We start from the raw sequence: 21,992 nt of genomic DNA on the forward strand, positions 1-21,992 counted from the left end.
CCGGCGCTGCCTCCCGCGCCGCGGCCCTCGCAAAATCGGGGTCCGTTATGGTGCGTATGGCCCCGTTGGTCAATATATCGGGCCGGTGGTCCACGGCGGCGTGAATTGCATGTTACTCTCGACCCGGCCGCCGCCGCGATTGAGTGTAGGTGGCCGCCCAACCGCGTCAAACCCGAGACCCGTCTCCCGCAAGGCGACCCATGAACCGATCCGGCCCCGCCGCAGAACCCCTGACGCCCGACGAAGCGGCGGCGCTGCTCGCCTTTTACCTCGAGGCCGGCGTCACCGAGGCGCTTTGCGAGGCGCCGGTCGACCGCTACATGCTGGACGAGGCGGGCGCGCCGGTTGTGACAGCGCCGCCTGCCGGCAACGAACCGCGCCACACACCCCGCGCCGATCCGCGCGGCGCGCCTGCGCCCGCCCCACCCCGCGCCACGCCGCCCGCCGCCCTGCCGCTCGACGATGCGCGCGCGGCCGAAGGGGCGCGCGCGATCGCCGCGGCCTGCAAGACACTTGATGAATTGCGCGCCGCGCTCGAAAGTTTCGAAGGCTGTCCCTTGCGCTACACGGCGAAGAACCTGGTCTTTGCCGACGGCAATCCGAAAGCCCGGCTGATGCTGATCGGCGAAGCGCCGGGCCGCGACGAGGATCTGCAGGGCCTGCCATTCGTCGGCCGCGCCGGACAATTGCTCGACCGCATGCTGGCATCGATCGGCCTCGACCGCACATCGGTCTACATCGTCAACACGCTGCCCTGGCGGCCGCCCGGCAACCGCACGCCGACACCGGCCGAACATGCGGTCTGCATGCCCTTTGTCGAGCGCCATATCGAACTGGTGGCGCCGGAGGTGCTGCTGCTGCTCGGCGGTGTCTCGGCCAAGCAGCTTCTGCACACCGATACCGGCATCACCCGGCTGCGGGGCAAATGGTCGACATATAGTGTCGGCGGCCGCGACATTCCGGCCCTGCCGACCCTTCATCCGGCCTATCTGCTGCGCCAGCCGGCGCAGAAACGGCTGGCCTGGCGGGACCTTCAGTCGCTGAAGGCGCGGCTTGAGGCGGGGCCCGCCGGTTAACCATTGATGTTTTTAACCGTTGTTCCTGTTCCATTCCGGCACGGCGCGCTTGCCGGACCGGACCTGCCCGCTAAGATGCGGGCACCAGCAACCGGGGGCAAGCCGATGAGAACCGCAGCCATGCGGCAGGGACAGCTTTTGCGGCCGGCGGCGCTGGCCGGCCTCGCACTGCTGATGCTGTCCGCCCTGCTCGCCCCGATCTCGACGGCCCATGCCGGGACGTCGGCCGTGCCGGCGGCGCGGATCTGGAGCCCCGAAATCCTGACCGGCGCCGACCGCGAACTCTACCGCCAGATCTTCGCCGCCACCGAGCGCGGCAATTTCAAGGAAGCCGACAAGCTCACCGCGCAGCTCAAGGACCGGCGCCTGACGGGCCATGTGCTCTACGTCAAATATATGGGCCGGCACTACACGACACACTATGCCGAACTGCGCGACTGGATGGCCGCTTATGGCGATCATCCGGGCGCGGCCGATATTCACAAGCTGGCGCTGCGCAAGCGCCCGGCCTCGGCCGCGCTGCCCGCCCGGCCGGTGGCCCGGCAATGGCGGCAGGCCGCCCATGCGGTCTATGCGGTCGATGACGGCGAGACCGATATCCGCTCGCCGCGCTTTCGCGAAATCGACAATCAGGTGCGCCGCATGGTGCGCGAGGGCAAGGCCGAAAGCGCCCATGCCTGGCTGAAGCGCGGCAATGCGCGCGCCGCGCTCAGGCCGGTCGAATATGACCGCGTCATGGAGCGCGTCGTTGCCTCCTATTTCCTCGAAGGCGAAAACGACAAGGCCTATGTGCTGGCCAGTGAAATCCTGCGCCATCATGCCCGTGAGGTGCCGCGCGCCGACTGGTATGCCGGGCTTGCCGCCTGGCGGATGGAGAACTACGGCGCCGCGGCGCGGCATTTCGAACGGCTGGCGCGTTCGACCGCCGCCAATCCCTGGACACGCGCCGCCGGCGGCTTCTGGGCGGCGCGCGCCTTCCTGGCCGAGAAACAGCCCGAACATGTGGCGCCGATGCTGGAACTGGCGGCCGATACGGGTGCGACCTTCTACGGCTTGCTGGCAACGCGCCAGCTCGGCCGCGATCTCAGCATCGACTGGCAGGAAGCGCGTCTCGACGCCGCCTCCTTCCGCGCACTGACCGCCAACCAACAGGTGGCGCGCGCCGTCGCATTGTTCCAGATCGGCAAGCGCGAGCTCGCCGGCGAGGAACTCATCCGCGCTCATGCCCATGTCGACCCGGCGCTCGATCAGGCGCTGATCGCGCTTGCCAGCGATTTCAAACTGCCGGCCGTCGAGTTGCAGGTCGCCAATGCGGCGCATCTGCCGCCATCGGCCCGCAAGGGCGGCCGCATCGCACTCAATGCCGGCCTCTTCCCGGTGCCCGACTACAAGCCTTCGAACGGCTACAAGGTCGACCGCGCACTGCTGCTGGCCTTCATGCGGCAGGAAAGCGCCTTCCGCTCCGACGCCATGTCGCATGCCGGCGCGCGCGGGCTGATGCAGATCATGCCGGCAACGGCGAGCCACATCACGCAGGACCGCTCGCTGGCCGCCGGCAATCGCGACAAGCTGCTCGACCCAACTTTCAATGTCACGCTCGGACAGGAATATCTGGCCGAGCTGATGAGCGCCGGCGAGCCCTACGGCAATCTCTTCATGCTGACGACGGCCTATAATGGCGGGCCCGGCAATCTCAACCGCTGGCTGGCCAGCATCGACTTCAAGGGCGATCCCTTCCTCTTCATCGAGTCGATCCCGGCCGCCGAAACGCGCGGCTATATCGAGCGCGTCGTCACCAATTACTGGATCTACAGCGAACGCCTCGGCACGCCGGTCGGTTCGCTGGATGCGTCTGCCGCCGGCACCTGGCCGGTCTATGAGCAGGCAACGGCGAGCATCCGCTAACATTGCGACTCTCCGGTCTTTTTCCGCTATAGGAGGCGCTCAGACGCTTCCCGCGAAAGGCCGCCCCATGCCCGGCATCGACGAGACCCGCGACTTCATCGCCCTCAACATCGCCCTGCTGACGGTGTCGGACAGCCGTACGCCCGAGACCGACACATCGGGCGATGTGCTGGCCGAACGGATCGAAAAGGCCGGCCACAAGGTGGCGGCGCGCCGGATCGTGCCCGACGACACGGTGCATATTCGCGGCCAGCTCAAAACCTGGATTGCCGATGAGCGGATCGACGTCGTCATCTCGACCGGCGGCACCGGCCTCACCGGCCGCGACGTGACGCCCGAGGCCTTCAAGTCGGTCTATGACAAGGAGATCGACGGCTTCTCGGCGCTGTTCCACCGCGTCAGCTACGACAAGATCGGCACCTCGACGATCCAGTCGCGGGCCACCGCCGGTGTTGCCGGCGGCACCTTCCTCTTTGCCCTGCCGGGCTCGCCAGGCGCCTGCAAGGATGGCTGGGACGAGATCCTCGTCCACCAGCTCGACCATCGCTACCGGCCCTGCAATTTCGTCGAGATCATGCCCCGGCTCGAGGAACACAAGCGGCGCAAGTAAGCGCCCGGTTTTTGCCGATTGTCTGGGCGCGGCTGCCGCGTCACGCTGGTCCTCGCGGCGCGAATCGTCCGCGTCATTTGCGAGGGGACCCCATGTTCAAGGAATTTCGCGATTTCGCCCTCAAGGGCAATGTGCTCGACATGGCCGTCGGCATCATCATCGGCGCGGCCTTCACCACCATCGTCAAATCGCTGGTCGACGACATCATGATGCCGCCGATCGGCGCCTTGATGGGCGGCGTCGATTTCAGCGACTATTTCATCGCGCTGACGCTGGCCGAGAACGGCCCGGCGACCGTCGATGCGGCGAAAGAGGCCGGTGTGCCGGTTATCGCCTATGGCAAGTTCATCAATGCGCTGCTGCAATTCTCGATCGTCGCCTTCGCGCTCTTCCTGGTCATCAAGCAGATGAACGCGCTGAAAGCCCGCATCGCGCGTGGCGAGGCGCCGGCACCTTCCGCGCCGCCGCGCCAGGAAGTGCTGCTGGAGGAAATCCGCGACGCGATCCGGGGGAAGGGTTAGGGCTCGCGATCTTTTTTGACGCAGCGATTCAACTTTTTCGTCATGGCCCGCTTTATGCCACTGCTGTCCGGTTTAATTTTCGAATCCAAATTTAATCGTCATGACCCGGCTTGTCCGGGTCATCCACGTCTTTCTTTTCCTCTTTCACTTGCCGCCAAGACGTGGATGGCCCGCATAAAGCGGGCCATGACGAAAAAGGGGGAAGGCAAAGTGTCAGAGGCGGTTTGGATAAAAACCTGCCCCTCTAACCGGTAGCGGGCGAGAAAATATAGGCGCTCATGTCGATCGCGGCTGTCGTTTCTCGCGCAGGAAACCGTCGAAATCGAAAGACGAGGACGGACCGCTTTCTTCACCGGCGATCAGGGCGGCGCGCAGGGCCTCGACTTTCGTTTCATGTTCTTCGAGCAGGCGCAGGCCGGCGCGCACGACCTCGCTCGCCGAACCGTAGCGGCCATGCGCCACCCGGCTCTCGACAAAGTCGCTGAAGTGGTCCCCAAGGGAAATGGACGTGTTCTTTGCCATGGCAATCTCCGTTTCAATACCAATATATAATATTTATTGGTATTTTCAACCGGACTGACACCGCGCGCATCGGCTTCAATCCAACCGCCTCAACACATAAAACACATAGGAATACTGCCCGGGATTGCGCTCGAAGAGTCCGATCTCGGCCTCGACCTCGTCGAGCACCTCCTTCGCCGCCGCGCCATATGTCGCGCGCATCGTCGCGATCCGGGCCCGCATCGGCGTGTAATATTCCCTCCACCAGTCTTCGGGCGGCAGCGTGAAGGTGCCGACGACTTCATAGCCGGCGCGTTCCGCCGCCGCGCAATTTTCGGCCGCCGTTCCCATCCCCGGATAGGCAGCGCCCCAGAAGGCCTTCGTCTCCGCCGAGGGCTCATCCGTCAGCCATGTGCATTCGGTGACGGCCATATAGCCACCGGGCTTCACGAAGCGCCGCCAGAGCTTCAGCCCGCGCGCAAAACCGAGCAGGTAGATCGCGCCTTCCGACCAGACGAGATCGAATTCGCCGTCATGAAACGGCAGCGCCGCCATGTCGCCGCGCTTCATCGTCAGACGGTCCTCACTCCAACGTTCGCGTTCGGCGCGGGCCGACATATTTTCGAGAAAAGGCTCGTAGAGATCGACCGCCGTGACATGACCTTTCGTCAGCTGCAGGAGATCGAATGTCGAGGCGCCCTGCCCGCAGCCGATGTCGAGAATGCGCGGCGCCTCGGGCAAGCCTGGCAGCATCGCCAGGGCGCGCGCGGTCGAGGCCGCACTTCCCGGCCCGTTGCGCGGCAGGGCAAGCTGCACGTCGAGAAAGACCTTGAAAGGGTCGAGATCGTCGGTCATGCACGCCTCCGCCAGCGCGCATGATCGGCGCCGGTGTCGATATCGGCGAGGCTTTCGAGCCGCGCCAGGTTCAGTCCCGCCGCGCGGATGTTCCGCTCCGTGTCTTCCAGCGTATGCACGCTCGACCAGCGCACGCCGTTGAAAATATCGGCGATGCGCGGCCGCCGCTTCAGGCCGACCAGCCAGTAGCCGCCATCTTCGGCCGGACCGAGCACCGCGTCGTGACGCCCGAGCGCCGCAAAAGCGGCTGCCACATGGGCGGCCTCGATCGCCGGAATATCGGCGCCGACGATTACCACCGGCCCCGGCGGCAGATCGCGGAACAAGCGCCCCATGCGGGCGCCGAGATCGCCGGAACCTTGCGCGACGCGCGGCAGGCCGTCCGGCCAGATGCCCGGTTCATGCACCGCGCGGTCGGGCGTCAGCGCCAGCACCGTCTGCCAGCGCGGATCGCGCGCCAGGCGCCGGATCAGCCCCGCCGACGCCGTCCGGAAAAATCGCACCGCCTCGACGCCACCGATATCGCGCGCCAGCCGCGTCTTGACGCGGCCGATCAGCGGCGTCTTCGCCATGATCACGAGCTGCGGATCGAGGGACATGCGTGTACGGACTTTTCCGATGAATTTATTTCTTTCCACCCGCCCCTGGGGGGCGGGTCAAACGGCGCGGCTTTGGCTTTGCCAAAGACGTGACGTTTGGGGCGGGGGCGCGGCGGAAATCCAGAATGCAATCGACAGCGGCTTCGCTCGGGAGAGTCAGAGCCCCCGCCCCGAACGACCTGCGGCCGTTCGACCCTCCCCCCAGGGGAGGGTGGCGATGAACGAAGCGTCAACACGCCCCTCACCCGTACAACCGCGCAATCACCCTTGGCGGCACGCGCAGATAGTAAAGTGCGAGGCAGCCGAGATTGCGGAACGAGCGGGCAATGAAGCCTTCTTTCAGATAGCGCGCCGGCGATGTCACCGCCAGCGAACGCAACATGACGAGCCGCCGCCGGCCGATGCGGCGCACAAGGTCGACATCTTCCATCAGCGGCAGATCGCGATAACCGCCGATCCGGTCGTAGAGCCGGCGGTTGATCAGCAGCCCCTGGTCGCCATAGGGCAGGCGCAGCAGCGCGCAACGCAAGGCGACCATCCATTCGAGAAAACGCGCCCAGCCCGAAAAATCGTCGAGCGCAAATTTGAACGCCGCCGCCATCTCGTGGTCGCGGAAACGGCCTTCCTCGACCTGCTCGAACAGCTTCTCGACCTCGGCAATCCATGAGGCATCGAGCACCGTGTCGGCATGCAGAAACAGCAGCCAGTTGCCGCGCGCCGCCGCCGCGCCGGCCGCCAGCTGCGTGCCGCGTCCGCGCGGCGCCTTGACCAGTTTCGCGCCGGCCGCCTCGACGATCTCCAGCGTCTCGTCCACCGAGCCGCCATCGGCGACGATCACTTCCTGCACCAGCCCGCGCACCGCCGCCGTCACCAGCGGCGACAGCGTCCGGGTCAGGGTCTTCTCGGCATTGAGGGTCGGGATCACCACGCTCAGCATGGGCGGCAACATAGCGGGCGGGTCTTCTTTCGCAAAACGGGGCGCCCCCTCACCCTTCCGCGGGCTGACGCCCGCTCCCTCCCTCTCCCCGCTGGGGAGAGGGATCAGAATGGAATTTGCCTGTGCACTTTAAATTCCCCTCTCCCCTCCGGGGAGAGGGAAGGGGCCCATCGTCGCGCAGCGACGGTGGGAAGGGTGAGGGGGAGCCACACACCATATCGAAAATGTTCTTGTTATGTTCTCGCCATCTGCTATCTTCCTCGCATGTCTTCGAGTCACGAATCAGTGCGCTCCGGCCGCCCCGCCCCTGCCCCCGCCAATTCCCCGATTGGCCCCGTGGCGGCAAGCGGCCCGGATGCACGGACCCGGTCCCCGTCCCCCGCGGGGCCCCCCTCGTACCCCCCGAGGGTCCGTGCCACCCCTCTGCCCGAGAACGGCCGCCGCGGCCGGGGCGCATTGACGAATACCAGCGGCCGCTTCGAGCCACAGGCCCGCGAGCCGCTCGACGACGGCTGGGGCGGGCTCGATGCGCCGCCGCCGCTGAAAACCCATGTCACCTCGGAAACGGCGCGCGCGGTGCTGACGCGCAATTCCTCGCCCGATCTTCCCTTCGACCGTTCGATCAATCCCTATCGCGGCTGTGAGCATGGCTGCATCTACTGCTTCGCGCGGCCGACCCATGCCTATATGGGCCTCTCGCCCGGTCTCGATTTCGAGAGCCGGTTGTTTGCCAAGCCCAATGCCGCCGCGCTGCTGGAGAAGGAACTGGCGCGGGCGAATTACGACCCGGCGCCGATCGCGCTCGGCACCAATACCGATCCCTATCAGCCGATCGAACAGCGCTACCGCATCACGCGCAGCCTTCTCGAAGTCATGTCGGCCTATAACCACCCCGTCACCATCGTTACCAAATCGGCGCGCGTCACCCGCGATCTCGACATTCTCTCGTCGATGGCGGAACGCAATCTCGTCAAGGTCTATCTCTCGGTGACGACGCTCGATGCGAAGCTTGCCCGCATGCTGGAGCCGCGCGCCTCGACGCCGGCGCGCCGCATGGAGGCGATCTCGATGCTGGCGCAAGCCGGCGTGCCCACCGGCGTCATGGTCGCGCCGGTGATTCCGGCGCTGACCGACAGCGAGATGGAAAAAATCCTGACCGGTGCGGCCTATGCCGGCGCGAAGGAAGCCGGTTTCATCCTGCTGCGCCTGCCGCTCGAAATCAAAGACCTGTTCCGCGAATGGCTGGAGGAAAACAAGCCCGACGCCGCCGCCCATGTGATGTCGCTGATCCGCCAGATGCGCGGCGGCAAGGATTACGATGCGGAATGGGGCAAACGCATGCGCGGCGACGGCCCCTATGCCTGGCAACTCGCGCGGCGCTTCGAACTCGCCACAAAGAAACTCGGCATCGCCAAAAAATCCGGCACCCTCGACTGCACCCGCTTCCTCGTCCCCGGCCGCGGCAAACAACTGGCCCTGCTTTAAGGAAGAAAAGGTTTTTGCACGCGGAGACGCGGAGGCGCGGAGAAGAGGAAGCAGCAGGTGCCGATATATGGGTGGCCATGACCGGATATTGATGGCGGCTTCGCCGCCGAAGGTTTCTTCGCGCCAAAGGCGCAACAATTGAATTTGTTATGACGCCGCATGGAGAACGAAAGCCCTCGTAACTTCCATATCTCTTCTCCGCGCCTCCGCGTCTCCGCGTGCCAAAAACGACCCTGACCCAGGATTCAGGTATTAAAGATATGGCAGTCCAGATCAGAGAACTCGATGAAGTGACCGGCGAAATCGTCGACGCAGCTTACAAGCTGCACAAAGGTCTTGGCCCCGGTCTGCTGGAATCTGTCTATGAAGCGGTACTCGAAAAAGACCTTCGGCGTCGCGGTTTGCTCGTGGAGCGGCAGAAGGCCGTGTCATTTGAATATGACGGCATGCGTTTCACCGATGGTTTCCGGATCGACCTGCTGGTGGACACTCGGGTCGTGGTTGAGATTAAATCCGTGGAAGTGCTGCTACCGGTTCATTCAAAGCAGGTCTTGACCTATCTGCGACTTCTGTATCTTCCGGTCGGATTGTTGATCAACTTTGGCGCGCCCACGTTGAAAGAGGGTGTGCGACGGATCGTCAGCGATCTCTCGCCATCCGCCTCGTCGCAACTCCGCGTGAACCGGAACAAGGTTTCCTGACTCATCGTTTGTTTCACAGCGCGCTTTGTCCTGTACCGACAACCCGAGGAGGTTTTCATGATGGAGTTTCGTTGCGGGCGGCTGATCGATCATCTGCATCTGGTGGTGCGCGATCTTGAGGCCAGCAAGCGTTTCTACAAGGCGGTGCTCGGCGTTGTCGGCGTGCCCTTCGGCATGGAGACCGATGATTTCTTCGAGGCCGACGAGCTTTTCGTCAGCCACGGCGAGGCGCTTTCGCATGTTCATCTCGCTTTCCAGACCAGGGACCGGGCCATGGTCGATGCCTTCCACAAGGCGGCGCTGGCCGCCGGCGGGCGCGACAATGGCGCGCCGGGCGAGCGGCAATATCATCCGGGCTACTACGCCGCCTTCGTCCTCGACCCCGACGGCAACAATATCGAGGCGGTCTTTCACGGGGCCTCGACGCGCAGCGCCGACGCCGTCGTGGTGACGCCGGCCTGAGCGCCGCGCACTGGCATCGCCTCCCCTTTCGCGGCACACTCCGGCCCATGCCGCGCGCCTTGAAAAACCCGCTTCCCGATTTTCGCTTCGAGCTTGAGGCCGGGCATCCGCGCCTCATCGTCTGCGGCGTCGACGAGGCGGGACGCGGGCCCTGGGCGGGGCCGGTGGTCGCCGCCGCCGTCATTCTCGATGCGGCCCGCATTCCACCCGGCCTCAACGATTCCAAGAAACTCGATGCGGCGCGGCGCGAAGATCTTTTCGCGCAGCTTCAAAAATCCGCCGCCATCGGCATCGGCGAGGCCAGCGTCGCCGAAATCGACCGCCTCAACATCCTCAAGGCGACCATGCTCGCCATGTCCCGCGCCGTCGCCGCGCTCGGCACCGCGCCCCACTTCGCCCTGATCGACGGCAACCGCCTGCCCGATCTCGCCTGCCCGGCGCGGGCGATCGTCAAGGGCGACGCGCTGTCGCTGTCGGTCGCCGCCGCCTCGATCGCGGCCAAGACCGTCCGTGACCGGACGATGTGCGATCTCGCCCGCGCCCATCCCGGCTACGGCTTCGAGCGCCACAAGGGTTACGGCACGGCTGCGCACCAGGCAGCGCTTTCCAGCCTCGGGCCCTGCGCGGCGCACCGTTCGAGCTTTGCCCCTATACGCAAGATGTTGAGTCCGGCTGCCTGAGAGGGACTCGATCTTGTGTCCCGCGAATCCATTAACCTATTGATTCAAAAAGCTTATTGACCACGATTCCGCGCCGACTCATCATGCCCCCCAATCCGGCGCAGGACCGGAAGCGACGTCAGTAACAGGGGTGTTCAGTGGGGCGCGTCACAGCGAAGGCCAATCCGGCCGAGACCATCATTCAGGGCGACTGCATCGAGGCGATGAACGCGCTTCCGGAAAAGTCGGTCGATCTCGTCTTTGCCGATCCGCCCTATAATCTGCAGCTCGGCGGCGAGCTGACGCGGCCCGACCAGTCGAAGGTCGATGCGGTCGATGACGACTGGGACAAGTTCGCCAGCTTCCAGGCCTATGACGAATTCACCCGCAACTGGATGAAGGCGGCGCGGCGCGTCTTGAAGGACACGGGCGCTATCTGGGTCATCGGCTCCTATCACAACATCTTCCGCGTCGGCGCGACGATGCAGGATCTCGGCTTCTGGCTGATGAACGACGTCGTCTGGCGCAAATCCAATCCGATGCCGAATTTCCGCGGCACGCGCTTCACCAATGCGCATGAAACGCTGATCTGGGCGACGCGCGATGCAGATCAGAAGAAATACACTTTCAACTACGATGCGATGAAGGCCCTCAACGACGATCTGCAGATGCGCTCCGACTGGCTCTTGCCGCTCTGCACAGGCGGCGAGCGCCTGAAGGACGTCGATGGCGGCAAGGCGCATCCGACGCAGAAGCCCGAAGCGCTGCTGCACCGCGTGCTGCTGGCGACGACCAATGCCGGCGACACCGTGCTCGATCCCTTCTTCGGCACCGGCACCACCGGCGCCGTCGCCAAGAAGCTCGGCCGCAACTTCATCGGCATCGAGCGCGAGGCGCGCTACATCAAGGTCGCGCGCGAACGCCTGCGCCTGATCAGGACGGGTGCCGCCGACGATCTGAAAGTCACGACGTCGAAGAAAGCCGAACTGCGCATTCCCTTCGGCACGCTGGTCGAACGCGGTCTGCTCGAACCCGGCGACGTGCTCACCGATCCCGGCCGCCGCCACGCCGCCCGCGTCCGCGCCGACGGCTCGATCGTCTGCCGCGACGCCTCAGGTTCGATCCACAAGATCGGCGCCCATGTGCAGGGGCTCGACGCCTGCAACGGCTGGACCTTCTGGCACTTCAAGACCGACGGCAAACTGAAACCCATCGACATATTGCGCCAGAAAGTGCGCGCGGAGATCGGCGAAGGGTGAGAGGCGGTTCGCGCCGCGAACGAAAAGGCCCGGCGGACCTTTTCGAGCCGCGAACGCCCTGAGCCACGAACCAAACTTCACCGCTTCGCGAACAGCGCCCCCGCCTCCGGCATCGCATGCATAGCCACCTTGCGCATCACGGTCGGCAGCGCCTCGCCATGCAGTTCGTCGAGCGGAACCCAGCGCCCGTCACCCCCGGGGACAAGTTTTTTTCGCGTCGCGGCGGCCAGCACGACCAGTTCGAGATCGAAATGGGTGAAGCTGTGGGTCACCAGACCGGGGATAAGTCGCCATTCGGCGGCCACCGGCGCCCGGGGATAAAGTGCCTCCAGATCCTTTTGTGACAGTTTTTTGACAGTTTTGTGACAGAGGGGGGTTTTCCAGTCTGTGCCCGGTGCCTCCATCATGCCGCCGAGCAGGCCCTTTTCGGGCCGGCGGCGCAGCCAGACATGGCCGTTCCGGGTCAGCCAGAAGCAGGCGCCGGTCCGTGTCGGCTTCGCTTTTTTCGGTGCCCGGCCGGGCCGCAAGGCTTCCGTCCCGCGCGCCCGCGCATCGCATAAGCCATTGATCGGACAGCGATTACAGGCCGGATTGCGCGGCGTGCAGAGGGTCGCGCCGAGATCCATCATGGCTTGCGCGAAGTCGCCGGCGCGCTTCTCGGGCGTCAGTGTTTCGGCGTATTCGCGGATCTCGGACTTCGCTTTCGGCAGCGGCGTTTCGATGTCGAAGAGGCGCGCCACGACGCGTTCGACATTGCCGTCGACCACTGTCGCGCGGCGGCCGAAAGCGATGGCGGCGATCGCGGCGGCCGTATAGGGGCCGATCCCCGGGAGGCCGATAAGTCCTTCTGCGGTATCGGGAAATTTTCCTCCGTGTTCGGAGGATACTGCGCGGGCGCAGGCATGCATGTTGCGCGCGCGGGCATAGTAGCCGAGCCCTGCCCAGGCCTTCATCACCTCTTCCTGCGGTGCTTTCGCCAGCGCGTCCACCGTCGGCCAACGCTTCAAAAAGCCCGTAAAATAAGGCCCAACCGTCACCACGGTCGTTTGCTGCAGCATGATTTCCGACAGCCACACCGCATAGGGATCGGCGCGTTCGCCCTTCCGCGCGCGCCAGGGCAGCACGCGCGCATGCCTGTCGTACCAGGCCAGCAGCTTGCGCGCTGCGGCTGACTTTTCCTTTGTTTCCGGGGCTTTCTTCGCGTTTCGGACCATCCCTCACTCATCGCGCGAAAGGGCATCGCGCGTCAATTCGCATGACGCGCCGTTTCGAGTCACAATGCCTCGATGAACGGCATTCTCGGAAATCGCGTCGCCTCGCGGCGCTACAGTCCGGCACCCGTCGGCGCGCGGATCAGTGCGGTGGCGCGCGCCGCCTTCGCCAAGCGCGGCTTCACCGAAGCGCATGTGCTGGCGCAGTGGCCGGAGATCGCGGGGGCCCAGCTGGCCGAATATTCGTCGCCTGAAAAGCTAATCTTTCCAAGGACTTCCGGTGAGGAAACGGGGCGCGGCCGGCGTGGCGGCGCGACGCTGGTCGTCCGCGTCGACGGCCCCATCGCCGTCGAGATCCGGCATCTCGAGCCGCAGATCATCGAGCGCATCAACACCTGGTACGGGCACAGCGCCGTCGCGCGGCTGAAGCTGGTGCAGGGTCCGTTGCCGGCAAAGCGCCGGCCGCGTCTGCGGCGGCTGCGGCCGCTGACCGCCGGGGAGCGCGCGGCGCTGGCGCAAGAGCTTGAAAAGATTGAGGAACCAGCGCTGAAAGAGGCGCTGCGGAAGCTCGGCGAACGTGTCGTCGGGGCGCGCGCGGCCCGGTAAGCCCTCCGAGTCGCGATTCTCGCCTCGAGGCAACAGAAAGGATTGGTTGAGGGCGCAGGCGCCCGCAGCCATAATGACCCAACATCTAGTGGGGACCAGTCATCGTGAATCAAAATAGAGCCATTCTGGCCGGCGCCGTCGCACTTATCCTCGTGCTGGCAATTGGCGGTTATTATCTCTTCGGCGCCTCGAACGGCAACGGCACGGGCGGGTCTGTCGACCGTTCGGCTTTCGAGCAGGAGTTGCTGGTGCCGGGTCCGCTCGGCGACATGACGATGGGCGACCCCAACGCGCCGGTCACCATCATCGACTATGCCTCGCTGACCTGCGCGCATTGCGCCAGCTTCGAAGTCAACACGATGCCGCTCCTCAAGGAGAACTACATCGAAACCGGAAAAGTATATTACATCCTGCGCGACTTCCCCTTCGATCCGATCGCAACCGCCGCCTTCATGCTGGCGCATTGCGCGGGGCCGGAGCGCTACTTCGGATTTGTCGGCGTGTTGTTTCGCCAGCAATCGCGATGGGCCTTCACGCAGACGCCGATGGACGACCTGAAGGCGCTGGCGCGGCAGGGCGGCTTTTCCGACGAGAGCTTCGACGCCTGCATGAAGGACCAGAAGATTTTCGACCATGTGAAGGAGGTCGCGCTGCGCGGCGCCAAGACATTCAACGTCCGCTCGACGCCGACATTCTTCATCAACGGCGAAAAAGTCGAGGGCGCGCTGCCCTGGAGCGAGTTCGAACCGCTGATCCAGAAGGCGCTGGCGGGTCAGGACATCACCTCGTCGGGGCCCGCTCCCGGCCTGTCGACACCGGTGGAAGAATAGGCGCCGCAGCTACACTTTTCGAAGATACGTGACAACGCCAGAGATCGAGATACACAGTGCAATTCAATCGCCTCCGCCTTTCGGGTTTCAAATCCTTCGTCGATCCGACCGATCTCATCATCGAACCGGGATTGACCGGCGTTGTCGGGCCGAATGGTTGCGGCAAGTCGAACCTGCTCGAGGCGATGCGCTGGGTCATGGGCGAGAACTCGTTCAAGAACATGCGCGGCTCGGGCATGGAGGATGTGATCTTCGCCGGCACCGCTGGCCGGCCGGCACGCAACCATGCCGAAGTCGTCCTCTATATCGACAATGGCGACCGCTCGGCGCCGCCCGCCTATAACGACAGTGACGCCATCGAAGTATCGCGCCGGATCGAGCGCGACCAGGGCTCGACCTATCGCATCAACGGCCGCGAAGTGCGCGCCCGCGACGTGCAGCTTCTGTTCGCCGACGCATCGACCGGCGCGCATTCGCCGGCGCTGGTGCGTCAAGGCCAGATCGCACAACTGATCTCGTCGAAGCCGATCAATCGCCGCCGCATTCTCGAAGAGGCGGCCGGCATCACCGGCCTCTATACGCGCCGGCACGAGGCGGAGCTTCGGCTGAAGGCGGCCGAAACCAATCTCACCCGTCTCGACGACGTGGTGGCGCAGCTTGAATCGCAGCTTGCGAGCCTCAAGCGGCAGGCGCGGCAGGCCGTTCGTTATCGCAATCTTTCGGGCCAGGTGCGCGAAACGGAAGCAATTCTGCTGCATCTCAAATGGACCCATGCCGTCGACCTTCTCGCGCATGAAGAGGAGCGGCTGGCCGCGACCGATATCCGCGTCACCGAGTTGACGCGTGAAGCGGCGGCGGCTTCGACCATGGAAGCACAGGCTGCCGAGGCGCTGCCGCCGCTACGCGAAGCCGAAGCCGTGGCCGCCGCGCGGCTGCACCGCCTGACCGTCGAGCGCGACAGTCTCGATGCCGAGGAAGCCCGCGCCCGCGAGCAGGCCGAACGACTGACGGCGCGGCTGCAGCAGATTGCGCAGGATCTCGCGCGCGAACGCGATCTGATTGCAGATACACAAGCCGCCATCGCCCGGCTCGACGAGGAAGCGGCCGCGCTTCGTGCCGCCGAAGAAGGGCAGACCGCGGCGCAAGATGAAGCCGGTGCCCGTGTCGAGGAAACACGTGGCCGCCTTGAAGCGCATGAACACGAACTCGACCAGCTCAATCAGGAAATCGCGCGGCTCTCTGCCGAGCGCAACAGCCTGGTGCGCACCATCGATACCGGCCGCCAGCGCATCGAAAAGCTGGAGCGCCAGCTTGCCGAAATCGTTCGCGAGCGCGAGACGCTGGCCGATGCCGAGGAAAAGAAAGCGCAGATCGCACTGCAATCGGTGGAGCTTGACGGCGCGGCCACACGCATGGCCGAGGCCGAGCGGATGGCGCTTGACGCCGAAGAGGCGCGCCGCGTTGCTCAGGATGCTGAAAAGACGGCGCGCGAACCGTTGCAGATCGCCGAACGCATGGCGGGCGACCTCACGGCCGAAGCAAAGACGCTGACCGACCTTCTATCCGTCGGCGAAAGCGATCTCTGGCCGCCGATGATCGACGCCGTAACGGTCGAGCATGGTTATGAAACCGCACTCGGCGCGGCGATGGGCGACGATCTGGCGGTGCCCGGCGACCAGGCAGCGCCAATTCATTGGGACGCGCTGCCGCCCTTCGAAACGGCGCCTGAGTTGCCGCAAGGCGCAACGCCACTCTCCTATTTTGTGCAAGGCCCGGCAGCGCTTTCCCGCCGCCTGTCGCAAATCGGCATTGTCGTTTCGGCGGAGGACGGCAAGCGCCTTCAGGCGCTGCTGAAGCCGGGTCAGCGCGTCGTAACGCGCGAAGGTGCGCTCTGGCGCTGGGACGGCTACACAGCGGCGGCCGATGCGCCGACAGCCTCGGCGCGCCGGCTCGAACAGCGCAACCGGCTTGCCGATCTCGAGGCCGAACTCGGCGCGGCGCGGGAAACCGCCCGGGCGGCGCGTGCCGCTTTCGATGCCGCGCATGTTGCGGCGGAAGAGGCGATGGCCCGCGAACAACAGCAGCGGCAAACGCTGCGCGATGCGCAAGCCGAACACAATCGCATCCGCGAAACGCTGACGGCGGCCGAGCGGGCGGCCTCGGCGCAGCTTTCGCGCCTGGCCTCGCTCACCGAATCCGAAGAGCGTCTGACCGGCGACCGGATCGAAGCCACCCGCGCCCTGGAAGAAGCCGAGGTGGCGCTCCAGAACCTGAAGCCCGACGAAGAATTGCGGCAACGCGCCAGTGCGTTGCGCGATCTCGTGGCCTCGCTGCGGCTCGAACTTTCCGAGGCCCGCGCCCAGCATGAAGGGCTCCGCCGCGATGCCGAGGCGCGCGTGCGCCGGCTCGATGTCATTGCCGAAGAGAGTGCCGCATGGCAGGCGCGTGCGGCCAATGCCGGCAGACAGATTGAGACGCTGGAGACACGGCAAGGCGAAGCCGAGGCCGAGTTGAAGGCGCTGGAAAGCGTGCCGGCGCAGATCGAAGAAAAGCGCCACGCGTTGATGAGCCATATCAGCGATGCCGAGACGGCGCGTGGGCAGGCGGCCGATGCACTGGCGAGTGCCGAAAAGCTGCTCTCCGAAACAACCAAACACGCCCGGGACGTACAGTCCCATCTCGGCGAGACGCGCGAGGAGCGGGCCCGCATCGACGGTCTGGTCGATGGCGCGCGGGAACGGCGGCGCGAGGCCGAGGAGCGGGTGCGCGAAGTCCTCGAATGCGCGCCGGAAGAAGCGCTGGCACAGGCCAATCTCGCCGAAGGCGCGGTCTTGCCGGACCTCGAACAGATCGACGCCAAGCTCGAACGGCTGAAGCGCGAGCGCGAAAGCCTGGGCGGCGTCAATCTGCGGGCCGAGGAAGAGGCCCGCGAACTTTCGGAACAACTCGAAACGATGACCGGCGAGCGTGAAGATCTTGTCAGCGCGATCGCCAAGCTCCGGCAGGGCATCGGCAGCCTCAACCGCGAAGGTCGCGAGCGGATGCTGGAGGCCTTCGAGAAGGTCAACGCCAATTTCTCGCGCCTCTTCACGCATCTCTTCGGCGGCGGCGAAGCGCATCTGAAGCTGACCGAATCCGACGATCCGCTGGAAGCGGGGCTCGAGATTTTTGCCCGCCCGCCGGGCAAACGGCTGCAGGTGATGTCGCTGCTGTCGGGCGGCGAGCAGGCACTGACGGCGATGTCGCTGATCTTTGCCGTGTTCCTCACCAACCCGTCCCCGATCTGCGTGCTGGACGAAGTGGACGCGCCGCTGGACGACGCCAATGTCGAGCGGTTCTGCGATTTGATGGATGAGATGACGCGCACGACCGACACGCGCTTCCTGATCATCACCCACCACGCGTTGACCATGGCGCGCATGAACAGGCTGTTCGGCGTCACCATGCAGGAACGCGGCGTCTCGACACTGGTCTCGGTCGATCTCGACGTTGCGGAGCAGATTCGCGAGGCTTCCTGACGGCATCGACACTGCCGCTGCCGCAACGGAAAGGCCCCTTTCAAGGGGCCTTTTTCATCTCGCCGCGAGACTCGGTTCGCAGCTCTACCGAGGCCGAATGCCGCAGTCGCGAATTGTGCCGAATTTCTCTTTTATTACAATGGCTTATATGCCTCCTGGCGGTTCTTGACAGTGCCAGACCCTGCAAGTAGGGTGCGCGCGGCTTGAGGCAGGGCTCTGCAGTTGTGGCGGCGCTTTTTCGCGGGGAGCACGGAGTTTTGGCGGATCCTCAGGACGGCAAATCTCCCGACGCTTCCGGCGCGGAAAAGGGACGCAATTCCGATCTCGCGGATTTCGACGCCAGGCTGCGGAAGACGCAGCAGGCCCACCAAAAGCCCGCGTCCGGCAGAAGCCGGAGCACAGCCATGGGCGTCGCCTTCCGGCTGGTTACCGAACTGGTGGCCGGCGTTTTCGTCGGAGCGGCAATCGGCTGGGTTCTGGATAGCTGGCTCGGCACACGGCCCTGGTTCTTGCTGGTGTTTTTCTTCATCGGCGCGGCGGCGGGCATTTTGAATGTGTACCGGGCGGCACGGCAGATTGCCGCTTCAACCGAACGGGACGCAGGCGGCGATCAACAGGGCTGAGGCCCATCCGACACAGGGGCGGCGAGCGTGGCGACAGAAAACGCAGAACATGGTGGCGGCGGCTTTGCCATCGACCCCATGCATCAGTTCGAGATCAAGACGCTTTTCCCGATGCAATTCGGGAATATCGATGCCTCCTTCACAAATTCCTCGCTTTTCATGGTGCTCGCCGCGGCAGCGGTGATCGGCCTGATGCTCACCGGCATCAACCGTCGCGCCATGGTGCCGGGCCGGCTGCAATCGATTGTCGAGTTGTCCTACGAGTTCATCGCCAACATGCTGCGTGACAACGTCGGCACAGCAGGTCTGCGCTTCTTCCCCTTCGTGTTCACGCTCTTCACGTTCATCCTGGCGTGCAACCTTCTGGGAATGATCCCCTACTCCTTCACTGTGACGAGCCACATCATCGTCACCTTCGCGCTGGCCTTTTTTATCTTTATCGGCGTGACGATCCTCGGTTTCGCCGTCCATGGCGTCGGCTTCATGAAGTTCTTCGTCCCGCATGGCGTGCCGGTCTATCTGCTGCCGCTGGTGGTGCCGATCGAAGTCGTGTCGTATCTGACGCGCCCCATCAGCCTGTCGGTTCGTCTTTTCGCCAACATGATGGCCGGCCACACGGTTTTGAAAGTGTTTGCGGGCTTTGTCATCGCGCTCGGATCCTTCGGCATCGCGCCGGGCATCGTGCCGCTGGTGTTCATGGTCGGCCTGACCGGTCTTGAAGTGCTGGTTGCCGCGCTTCAGGCCTATGTGTTCGCAATCCTGACCTGCATCTATCTCAACGACGCCTTGCATATGCACTGAGGCGCCGGCCCAAACGGGGCGAAAACCCCATCGATCAACCGCAACGGGGCGCGACCCGCACCCCTTACGACAACGGAGACTGAAGACCATGGAAGCAGAAGCTGCAAAGCTCATCGGTGCGGGTATCGCCTGTATCGCTCTTGCCGGCGCCGGCGTCGGCATTGGCACCATTTTCGGCAACTATCTCGCGGGCGCGCTGCGCAATCCCGCCGCAGCACAGGGCCAGTTCGGCAATGCGCTGCTCGGCTTCGCGCTTGCCGAAGCGACGGGCCTGTTTGGTCTCGCCGTCGCGTTCCTGATCCTCTTCGCGTTCTGATCAGCGCAAACGTACAGATGTTCCGGCGTCGCGTGACAAGAGCGCGACGCCGGCAATCGCTTTCGGGAGAAGCGGCATGCCGCAGCTAGCATTCGAAACCTTCGTTCCGCAGCTTGTCTGGCTGACGATCGTTTTCGGCTTTCTATATCTGGTGTTGGCCCGTGTGGCGCTGCCGCGCGTTGCCACTGTCCTTGAGGAACGCCGCGACCGCATCGCCGACGATCTCGACCAGGCCGAGCAGTTCAAGCGGCAGACGGACGAGGCCATCGCCGCTTACGAGCGGGCGCTGGCGGAAGCCCGTGCCCATGCGCATGAGATTGCGCAAGCGACACGCGACCGCCTGAATGAGGAAACCGAGCGTCAGCGGAAATCGATCGAGGCGCGGCTGGCCGAGAAAATCGGCATCGCCGAAAAGCAGATCGCCGCGACCAAGGAAAAAGCTCTCGGCAATGTGCGTGACGTTGCCATTGAGGTCGCTAACGCTGTCGTGACCGAACTTCTCGGCAATGCCGACCGCGCCGCCGCCGAGCGCGCCGTCGATAACGAACTCAAGTAAGAGAAGGACCGGAACCCATGTTCGCGTCTCCCGATTTCTGGGTACTGATCTCCTTCCTGATGTTCATCGGGCTGCTTGTTTACTACAAGGTTCCCGGCATGATCGGGGCCCTGCTCGACAAGCGCGCCGCCGATATTGCGGCCGAACTCGACGAGGCACGCCGGCTCCGCGAGGAGGCACAACAGCTTCTTGCCTCCTATCAGCGCAAGCAGCGCGAAGCGATGAAAGAAGCCGAGGACATCGTCGCCCAGGCCAAGACCGAGGCCGAAAACCTGGCCAAGGAAATTCGCGCCAATATGGAAGCGCAGGTCGACCGGCGCACGAAACTCGCCGAAGACAAGATCGCCCAAGCCGAATCACAGGCCCTGAGTGAAGTCCGTGCGACGGCCGCCGAGGTCGCCATCGGCGCCGCGCGGAAGGTGATCGCGGACCGGGTCACGGCTGAGGAAGACGAAAAGCTGGTCGAACGCTCGATCTCGGAACTGGCCGCAAAGCTGCACTAGGGGGGCGAACTGGCCGTCCAAAACCCCGCCCAGCGCAAGCCGGGCGGGGTTTTCGTTTGCATTCGGCCCCGCTCCTCCCCTTGAATGGTCGCACCAAGGGGACCCAAAACATGCTCAGCGCCTATACGCAGACCGAATTCACCCATGAGAACGAGACGCGCCCCGTCTATGTGCGCGGGCACGGGCCTGCCGTCATCGTCATCCATGAAATTCCCGGCATCACGCCCGAGGTGATCCGCTTTGCAGACTGGGTGGTCGATGCGGGCTTTCGGGTCTACATGCCCGAACTGCTGGGCGTGGCCGGCAAGCCGCTGACAAACGGTTATGTCCTTTCCTCGATTGCGAAACTCTGCGTCCGGCGCGAGTTCCATATCCTCGCCTCAAATCGCTCGAGCCCCGTTACCGTCTGGCTCCGCGCGCTGGCGCGGCACGCGCATGAGGAAGCCGGCGGCAAGGGTGTCGGCGCCATCGGCATGTGTTTCTCGGGCAATTTCGCCCTGTCGATGATGATGGAGCCCGCCTTACTGGCACCGGTCCTGTCACAGCCATCAATGCCCTTTCCGGCCGGCGCGGTGCGGAAGGCAGCGCTGCATGTGTCGCCGGAAGAATTGCAATGCGTAAAGGATCGTTGCGCCAAGGGCGCCAAGGTGCTTGGCCTGCGTTTCAAGGGCGATTTCATGTGCCCGCCAGAAAAATTCGAAAGCCTGCGCCGTGAGCTCGGGAATGCGTTCGAAGGTATCGAGATTGACGACCGCCACGCCAATCCCGACTCCCCGGCGCCGAAGCCGCATTCGGTGCTGACCGTCGACCTGATCGACCGTGACGGCGAGCCAACCAAGGAAGCCGCTAAGCGCGTGATCGCCTTTTTTCAGGAGCGGCTGCTTGCGGCCTGATTGCATTCGACAATCGTCAATTCCGGCCAATTCTCCTTCCAACGGGACGCCTTTTCGGCCAGGCGGTCGGCATTGAAATTGGCGACCGGATTCGGGCGGATCGTCATTGTCGCAATATCGCCGAAGCCGAAAGGCGCATAGGTGCGAACCCCGTCTCCCGTCGCCTGCACGCCGACCATGCAGGCCGGCGCCAGAAAGCGGTCGATGCCGTCGGTCGCGCACGAAAGCGGCGGATAGGGCATGCCGAATTTTCCCGGATACCAGAGATGTACTCGCGCCTGGTTGCGCAATTCGACTTCGATGCCGAGCGGTGCATAAAGTTTGCGCGCCCGCGCGATGGCGCGGTCTTCCGCCTCCCAGCTTGTGTCAGGATCGAAATAGAAAATGTCGTAATCCTTGATGCCGTAGTCCGGCGCGCGGCCTGTCAGCCCGTTCCAGACGGCCTGGAAGAGGCTGCCCGACACCAACCATGTGTCGGGCAGATCGAGTTCGGGCAGCCGGTCGAGGATCGCGCGGTTGGTTTCATTGGCCAGCGCCAGCGAGAGAAACCGCGCTTCGTCCATCC

General features: G+C 64.5%; 24 protein-coding genes. 18 read left to right on the plus strand and 6 right to left on the minus strand.

Annotated elements, in window-relative coordinates; genetic code table 11:
- The first annotated feature begins 200 nt into the window (after positions 1 to 200).
- The 4 genes from Q7V31_RS07260 to mscL all read left to right on the plus strand — a co-directional run bounded on the left by Q7V31_RS07260 (position 201) and on the right by mscL (position 4,112).
- Positions 201 to 1,076: a uracil-DNA glycosylase family protein gene (locus Q7V31_RS07260; RefSeq protein ID WP_304733363.1), complete on the plus strand. Its 876-nt coding sequence runs from the start codon at positions 201 to 203 to the stop codon at positions 1,074 to 1,076.
- A gap of 105 nt (positions 1,077 to 1,181) precedes the next feature.
- The gene (locus Q7V31_RS07265) at positions 1,182 to 2,981 is read left to right on the plus strand and encodes a lytic transglycosylase domain-containing protein (RefSeq protein WP_304733364.1); all 1,800 of its coding nucleotides are present in this window, start codon (positions 1,182 to 1,184) and stop codon (positions 2,979 to 2,981) included.
- A gap of 67 nt (positions 2,982 to 3,048) precedes the next feature.
- On the plus strand, positions 3,049 to 3,591 hold the full coding sequence (moaB, locus tag Q7V31_RS07270; protein WP_304733365.1) for a molybdenum cofactor biosynthesis protein B: 543 nt from the start codon (positions 3,049 to 3,051) through the stop codon (positions 3,589 to 3,591).
- 92 nt (positions 3,592 to 3,683) lie between these two features.
- Complete coding sequence (gene mscL / locus Q7V31_RS07275; protein ID WP_304733366.1) at positions 3,684 to 4,112, plus strand: large conductance mechanosensitive channel protein MscL; 429 nt, start codon at positions 3,684 to 3,686, stop codon at positions 4,110 to 4,112.
- 276 nt (positions 4,113 to 4,388) lie between these two features.
- Here the strand turns inward: mscL and Q7V31_RS07280 are convergent, their stop codons facing one another.
- From Q7V31_RS07280 to Q7V31_RS07295, 4 genes are all read right to left on the minus strand, one after another.
- Positions 4,389 to 4,634, minus strand: coding sequence for a type II toxin-antitoxin system ParD family antitoxin (locus Q7V31_RS07280; protein WP_304733367.1), 246 nt, complete (start codon positions 4,632 to 4,634; stop codon positions 4,389 to 4,391).
- A 75-nt stretch (positions 4,635 to 4,709) separates the two neighbouring features.
- Complete coding sequence (locus Q7V31_RS07285) at positions 4,710 to 5,468, minus strand: class I SAM-dependent methyltransferase (RefSeq protein WP_304733368.1); 759 nt, start codon at positions 5,466 to 5,468, stop codon at positions 4,710 to 4,712.
- Positions 5,465 to 6,067 (minus strand): TIGR04282 family arsenosugar biosynthesis glycosyltransferase, encoded by a 603-nt coding sequence (locus Q7V31_RS07290; RefSeq protein WP_304733369.1) that lies wholly within the window; start codon positions 6,065 to 6,067, stop codon positions 5,465 to 5,467. The genes Q7V31_RS07285 and Q7V31_RS07290 overlap by 4 nt, the downstream gene beginning before the upstream one ends.
- A 241-nt stretch (positions 6,068 to 6,308) precedes the next feature.
- Complete coding sequence (locus tag Q7V31_RS07295; protein ID WP_304733370.1) at positions 6,309 to 7,016, minus strand: TIGR04283 family arsenosugar biosynthesis glycosyltransferase; 708 nt, start codon at positions 7,014 to 7,016, stop codon at positions 6,309 to 6,311.
- 252 nt (positions 7,017 to 7,268) lie between these two features.
- On the opposite strand from Q7V31_RS07295, the gene Q7V31_RS07300 reads away from it, so the two are divergent.
- The 5 genes from Q7V31_RS07300 (at position 7,269) to Q7V31_RS07320 (ending at position 11,570) form a co-directional block, all read left to right on the plus strand.
- The gene (locus tag Q7V31_RS07300) at positions 7,269 to 8,489 is read left to right on the plus strand and encodes a PA0069 family radical SAM protein (RefSeq protein WP_370690637.1); all 1,221 of its coding nucleotides are present in this window, start codon (positions 7,269 to 7,271) and stop codon (positions 8,487 to 8,489) included.
- Positions 8,490 to 8,749: 260 nt separating this feature from the next.
- Positions 8,750 to 9,190, plus strand: coding sequence for a GxxExxY protein (locus Q7V31_RS07305; protein WP_304733371.1), 441 nt, complete (start codon positions 8,750 to 8,752; stop codon positions 9,188 to 9,190).
- A gap of 60 nt (positions 9,191 to 9,250) precedes the next feature.
- Positions 9,251 to 9,652 (plus strand): VOC family protein, encoded by a 402-nt coding sequence (locus Q7V31_RS07310; protein ID WP_304733959.1) that lies wholly within the window; start codon positions 9,251 to 9,253, stop codon positions 9,650 to 9,652.
- Positions 9,653 to 9,711: 59 nt separating this feature from the next.
- Positions 9,712 to 10,332 (plus strand): ribonuclease HII, encoded by a 621-nt coding sequence (locus Q7V31_RS07315; RefSeq protein ID WP_304733373.1) that lies wholly within the window; start codon positions 9,712 to 9,714, stop codon positions 10,330 to 10,332.
- Between the two features lie 137 nt (positions 10,333 to 10,469).
- On the plus strand, positions 10,470 to 11,570 hold the full coding sequence (locus Q7V31_RS07320; protein ID WP_304733374.1) for a site-specific DNA-methyltransferase: 1,101 nt from the start codon (positions 10,470 to 10,472) through the stop codon (positions 11,568 to 11,570).
- A 77-nt stretch (positions 11,571 to 11,647) separates the two neighbouring features.
- Here the strand turns inward: Q7V31_RS07320 and mutY are convergent, their stop codons facing one another.
- A complete protein-coding gene (gene mutY / locus Q7V31_RS07325) occupies positions 11,648 to 12,784 on the minus strand; it encodes an A/G-specific adenine glycosylase (RefSeq protein ID WP_304733376.1) in 1,137 nt (378 codons plus the stop codon).
- Between the two features lie 72 nt (positions 12,785 to 12,856).
- Here mutY and Q7V31_RS07330 point away from each other — a divergent pair, with 72 nt between their 5' ends.
- The 9 genes from Q7V31_RS07330 to Q7V31_RS07370 all read left to right on the plus strand — a co-directional run bounded on the left by Q7V31_RS07330 (position 12,857) and on the right by Q7V31_RS07370 (position 21,427).
- The gene (locus tag Q7V31_RS07330) at positions 12,857 to 13,387 is read left to right on the plus strand and encodes a DUF721 domain-containing protein (protein ID WP_304733377.1); all 531 of its coding nucleotides are present in this window, start codon (positions 12,857 to 12,859) and stop codon (positions 13,385 to 13,387) included.
- 104 nt (positions 13,388 to 13,491) lie between these two features.
- A complete protein-coding gene (locus tag Q7V31_RS07335) occupies positions 13,492 to 14,217 on the plus strand; it encodes a DsbA family protein (RefSeq protein ID WP_304733378.1) in 726 nt (241 codons plus the stop codon).
- Positions 14,218 to 14,273: 56 nt separating this feature from the next.
- Complete coding sequence (smc, locus tag Q7V31_RS07340; protein WP_304733380.1) at positions 14,274 to 17,735, plus strand: chromosome segregation protein SMC; 3,462 nt, start codon at positions 14,274 to 14,276, stop codon at positions 17,733 to 17,735.
- Between the two features lie 257 nt (positions 17,736 to 17,992).
- Positions 17,993 to 18,358: an AtpZ/AtpI family protein gene (locus Q7V31_RS07345; protein WP_304733381.1), complete on the plus strand. Its 366-nt coding sequence runs from the start codon at positions 17,993 to 17,995 to the stop codon at positions 18,356 to 18,358.
- 78 nt (positions 18,359 to 18,436) lie between these two features.
- Complete coding sequence (locus tag Q7V31_RS07350; protein WP_304733961.1) at positions 18,437 to 19,159, plus strand: F0F1 ATP synthase subunit A; 723 nt, start codon at positions 18,437 to 18,439, stop codon at positions 19,157 to 19,159.
- 88 nt (positions 19,160 to 19,247) lie between these two features.
- Positions 19,248 to 19,475: a F0F1 ATP synthase subunit C gene (locus Q7V31_RS07355; RefSeq protein WP_293206658.1), complete on the plus strand. Its 228-nt coding sequence runs from the start codon at positions 19,248 to 19,250 to the stop codon at positions 19,473 to 19,475.
- Between the two features lie 76 nt (positions 19,476 to 19,551).
- Complete coding sequence (locus Q7V31_RS07360) at positions 19,552 to 20,031, plus strand: F0F1 ATP synthase subunit B' (protein WP_304733382.1); 480 nt, start codon at positions 19,552 to 19,554, stop codon at positions 20,029 to 20,031.
- Between the two features lie 17 nt (positions 20,032 to 20,048).
- Complete coding sequence (atpF, locus tag Q7V31_RS07365; RefSeq protein WP_304733383.1) at positions 20,049 to 20,534, plus strand: F0F1 ATP synthase subunit B; 486 nt, start codon at positions 20,049 to 20,051, stop codon at positions 20,532 to 20,534.
- 110 nt (positions 20,535 to 20,644) lie between these two features.
- Positions 20,645 to 21,427 (plus strand): dienelactone hydrolase family protein, encoded by a 783-nt coding sequence (locus tag Q7V31_RS07370; RefSeq protein WP_304733384.1) that lies wholly within the window; start codon positions 20,645 to 20,647, stop codon positions 21,425 to 21,427.
- On the opposite strand, the gene Q7V31_RS07375 is transcribed toward Q7V31_RS07370, so the two are convergent.
- On the minus strand, positions 21,403 to 21,990 hold the full coding sequence (locus Q7V31_RS07375; protein ID WP_304733385.1) for a nucleotidyltransferase family protein: 588 nt from the start codon (positions 21,988 to 21,990) through the stop codon (positions 21,403 to 21,405). The genes Q7V31_RS07370 and Q7V31_RS07375 overlap by 25 nt on opposite strands.
- Between the last annotated feature and the right edge of the window lie 2 nt (positions 21,991 to 21,992).

This window comes from Parvibaculum sp. (assembly GCF_030651915.1).
Taxonomy (GTDB): domain Bacteria; phylum Pseudomonadota; class Alphaproteobacteria; order Parvibaculales; family Parvibaculaceae; genus Parvibaculum.

What these genes read in the sequence shown, in the direction of transcription:
- Q7V31_RS07265 (WP_304733364.1), top strand. Translation starts at nt 1,182, where the DNA reads ATGAGAACCGCAGCCATGCGGCAGGGACAGCTTTTGCGGCCGGCGGCG.
- mscL (WP_304733366.1), top strand. Translation starts at nt 3,684, where the DNA reads ATGTTCAAGGAATTTCGCGATTTCGCCCTCAAGGGCAATGTGCTCGAC.
- mutY (WP_304733376.1), bottom strand. Translation starts at nt 12,784, where the DNA reads ATGGTCCGAAACGCGAAGAAAGCCCCGGAAACAAAGGAAAAGTCAGCC.
- Q7V31_RS07375 (WP_304733385.1), bottom strand. Translation starts at nt 21,990, where the DNA reads ATGGACGAAGCGCGGTTTCTCTCGCTGGCGCTGGCCAATGAAACCAAC.
- Q7V31_RS07300 (WP_370690637.1), top strand. Translation starts at nt 7,269, where the DNA reads ATGTCTTCGAGTCACGAATCAGTGCGCTCCGGCCGCCCCGCCCCTGCC.
- atpF (WP_304733383.1), top strand. Translation starts at nt 20,049, where the DNA reads ATGTTCGCGTCTCCCGATTTCTGGGTACTGATCTCCTTCCTGATGTTC.
- Q7V31_RS07370 (WP_304733384.1), top strand. Translation starts at nt 20,645, where the DNA reads ATGCTCAGCGCCTATACGCAGACCGAATTCACCCATGAGAACGAGACG.
- Q7V31_RS07360 (WP_304733382.1), top strand. Translation starts at nt 19,552, where the DNA reads ATGCCGCAGCTAGCATTCGAAACCTTCGTTCCGCAGCTTGTCTGGCTG.
- Q7V31_RS07290 (WP_304733369.1), bottom strand. Translation starts at nt 6,067, where the DNA reads ATGTCCCTCGATCCGCAGCTCGTGATCATGGCGAAGACGCCGCTGATC.
- Q7V31_RS07350 (WP_304733961.1), top strand. Translation starts at nt 18,437, where the DNA reads ATGCATCAGTTCGAGATCAAGACGCTTTTCCCGATGCAATTCGGGAAT.
- Q7V31_RS07330 (WP_304733377.1), top strand. Translation starts at nt 12,857, where the DNA reads ATGAACGGCATTCTCGGAAATCGCGTCGCCTCGCGGCGCTACAGTCCG.
- Q7V31_RS07305 (WP_304733371.1), top strand. Translation starts at nt 8,750, where the DNA reads ATGGCAGTCCAGATCAGAGAACTCGATGAAGTGACCGGCGAAATCGTC.
- Q7V31_RS07280 (WP_304733367.1), bottom strand. Translation starts at nt 4,634, where the DNA reads ATGGCAAAGAACACGTCCATTTCCCTTGGGGACCACTTCAGCGACTTT.
- moaB (WP_304733365.1), top strand. Translation starts at nt 3,049, where the DNA reads ATGCCCGGCATCGACGAGACCCGCGACTTCATCGCCCTCAACATCGCC.
- Q7V31_RS07285 (WP_304733368.1), bottom strand. Translation starts at nt 5,468, where the DNA reads ATGACCGACGATCTCGACCCTTTCAAGGTCTTTCTCGACGTGCAGCTT.
- Q7V31_RS07295 (WP_304733370.1), bottom strand. Translation starts at nt 7,016, where the DNA reads ATGTTGCCGCCCATGCTGAGCGTGGTGATCCCGACCCTCAATGCCGAG.
- Q7V31_RS07310 (WP_304733959.1), top strand. Translation starts at nt 9,251, where the DNA reads ATGGAGTTTCGTTGCGGGCGGCTGATCGATCATCTGCATCTGGTGGTG.
- Q7V31_RS07260 (WP_304733363.1), top strand. Translation starts at nt 201, where the DNA reads ATGAACCGATCCGGCCCCGCCGCAGAACCCCTGACGCCCGACGAAGCG.
- Q7V31_RS07355 (WP_293206658.1), top strand. Translation starts at nt 19,248, where the DNA reads ATGGAAGCAGAAGCTGCAAAGCTCATCGGTGCGGGTATCGCCTGTATC.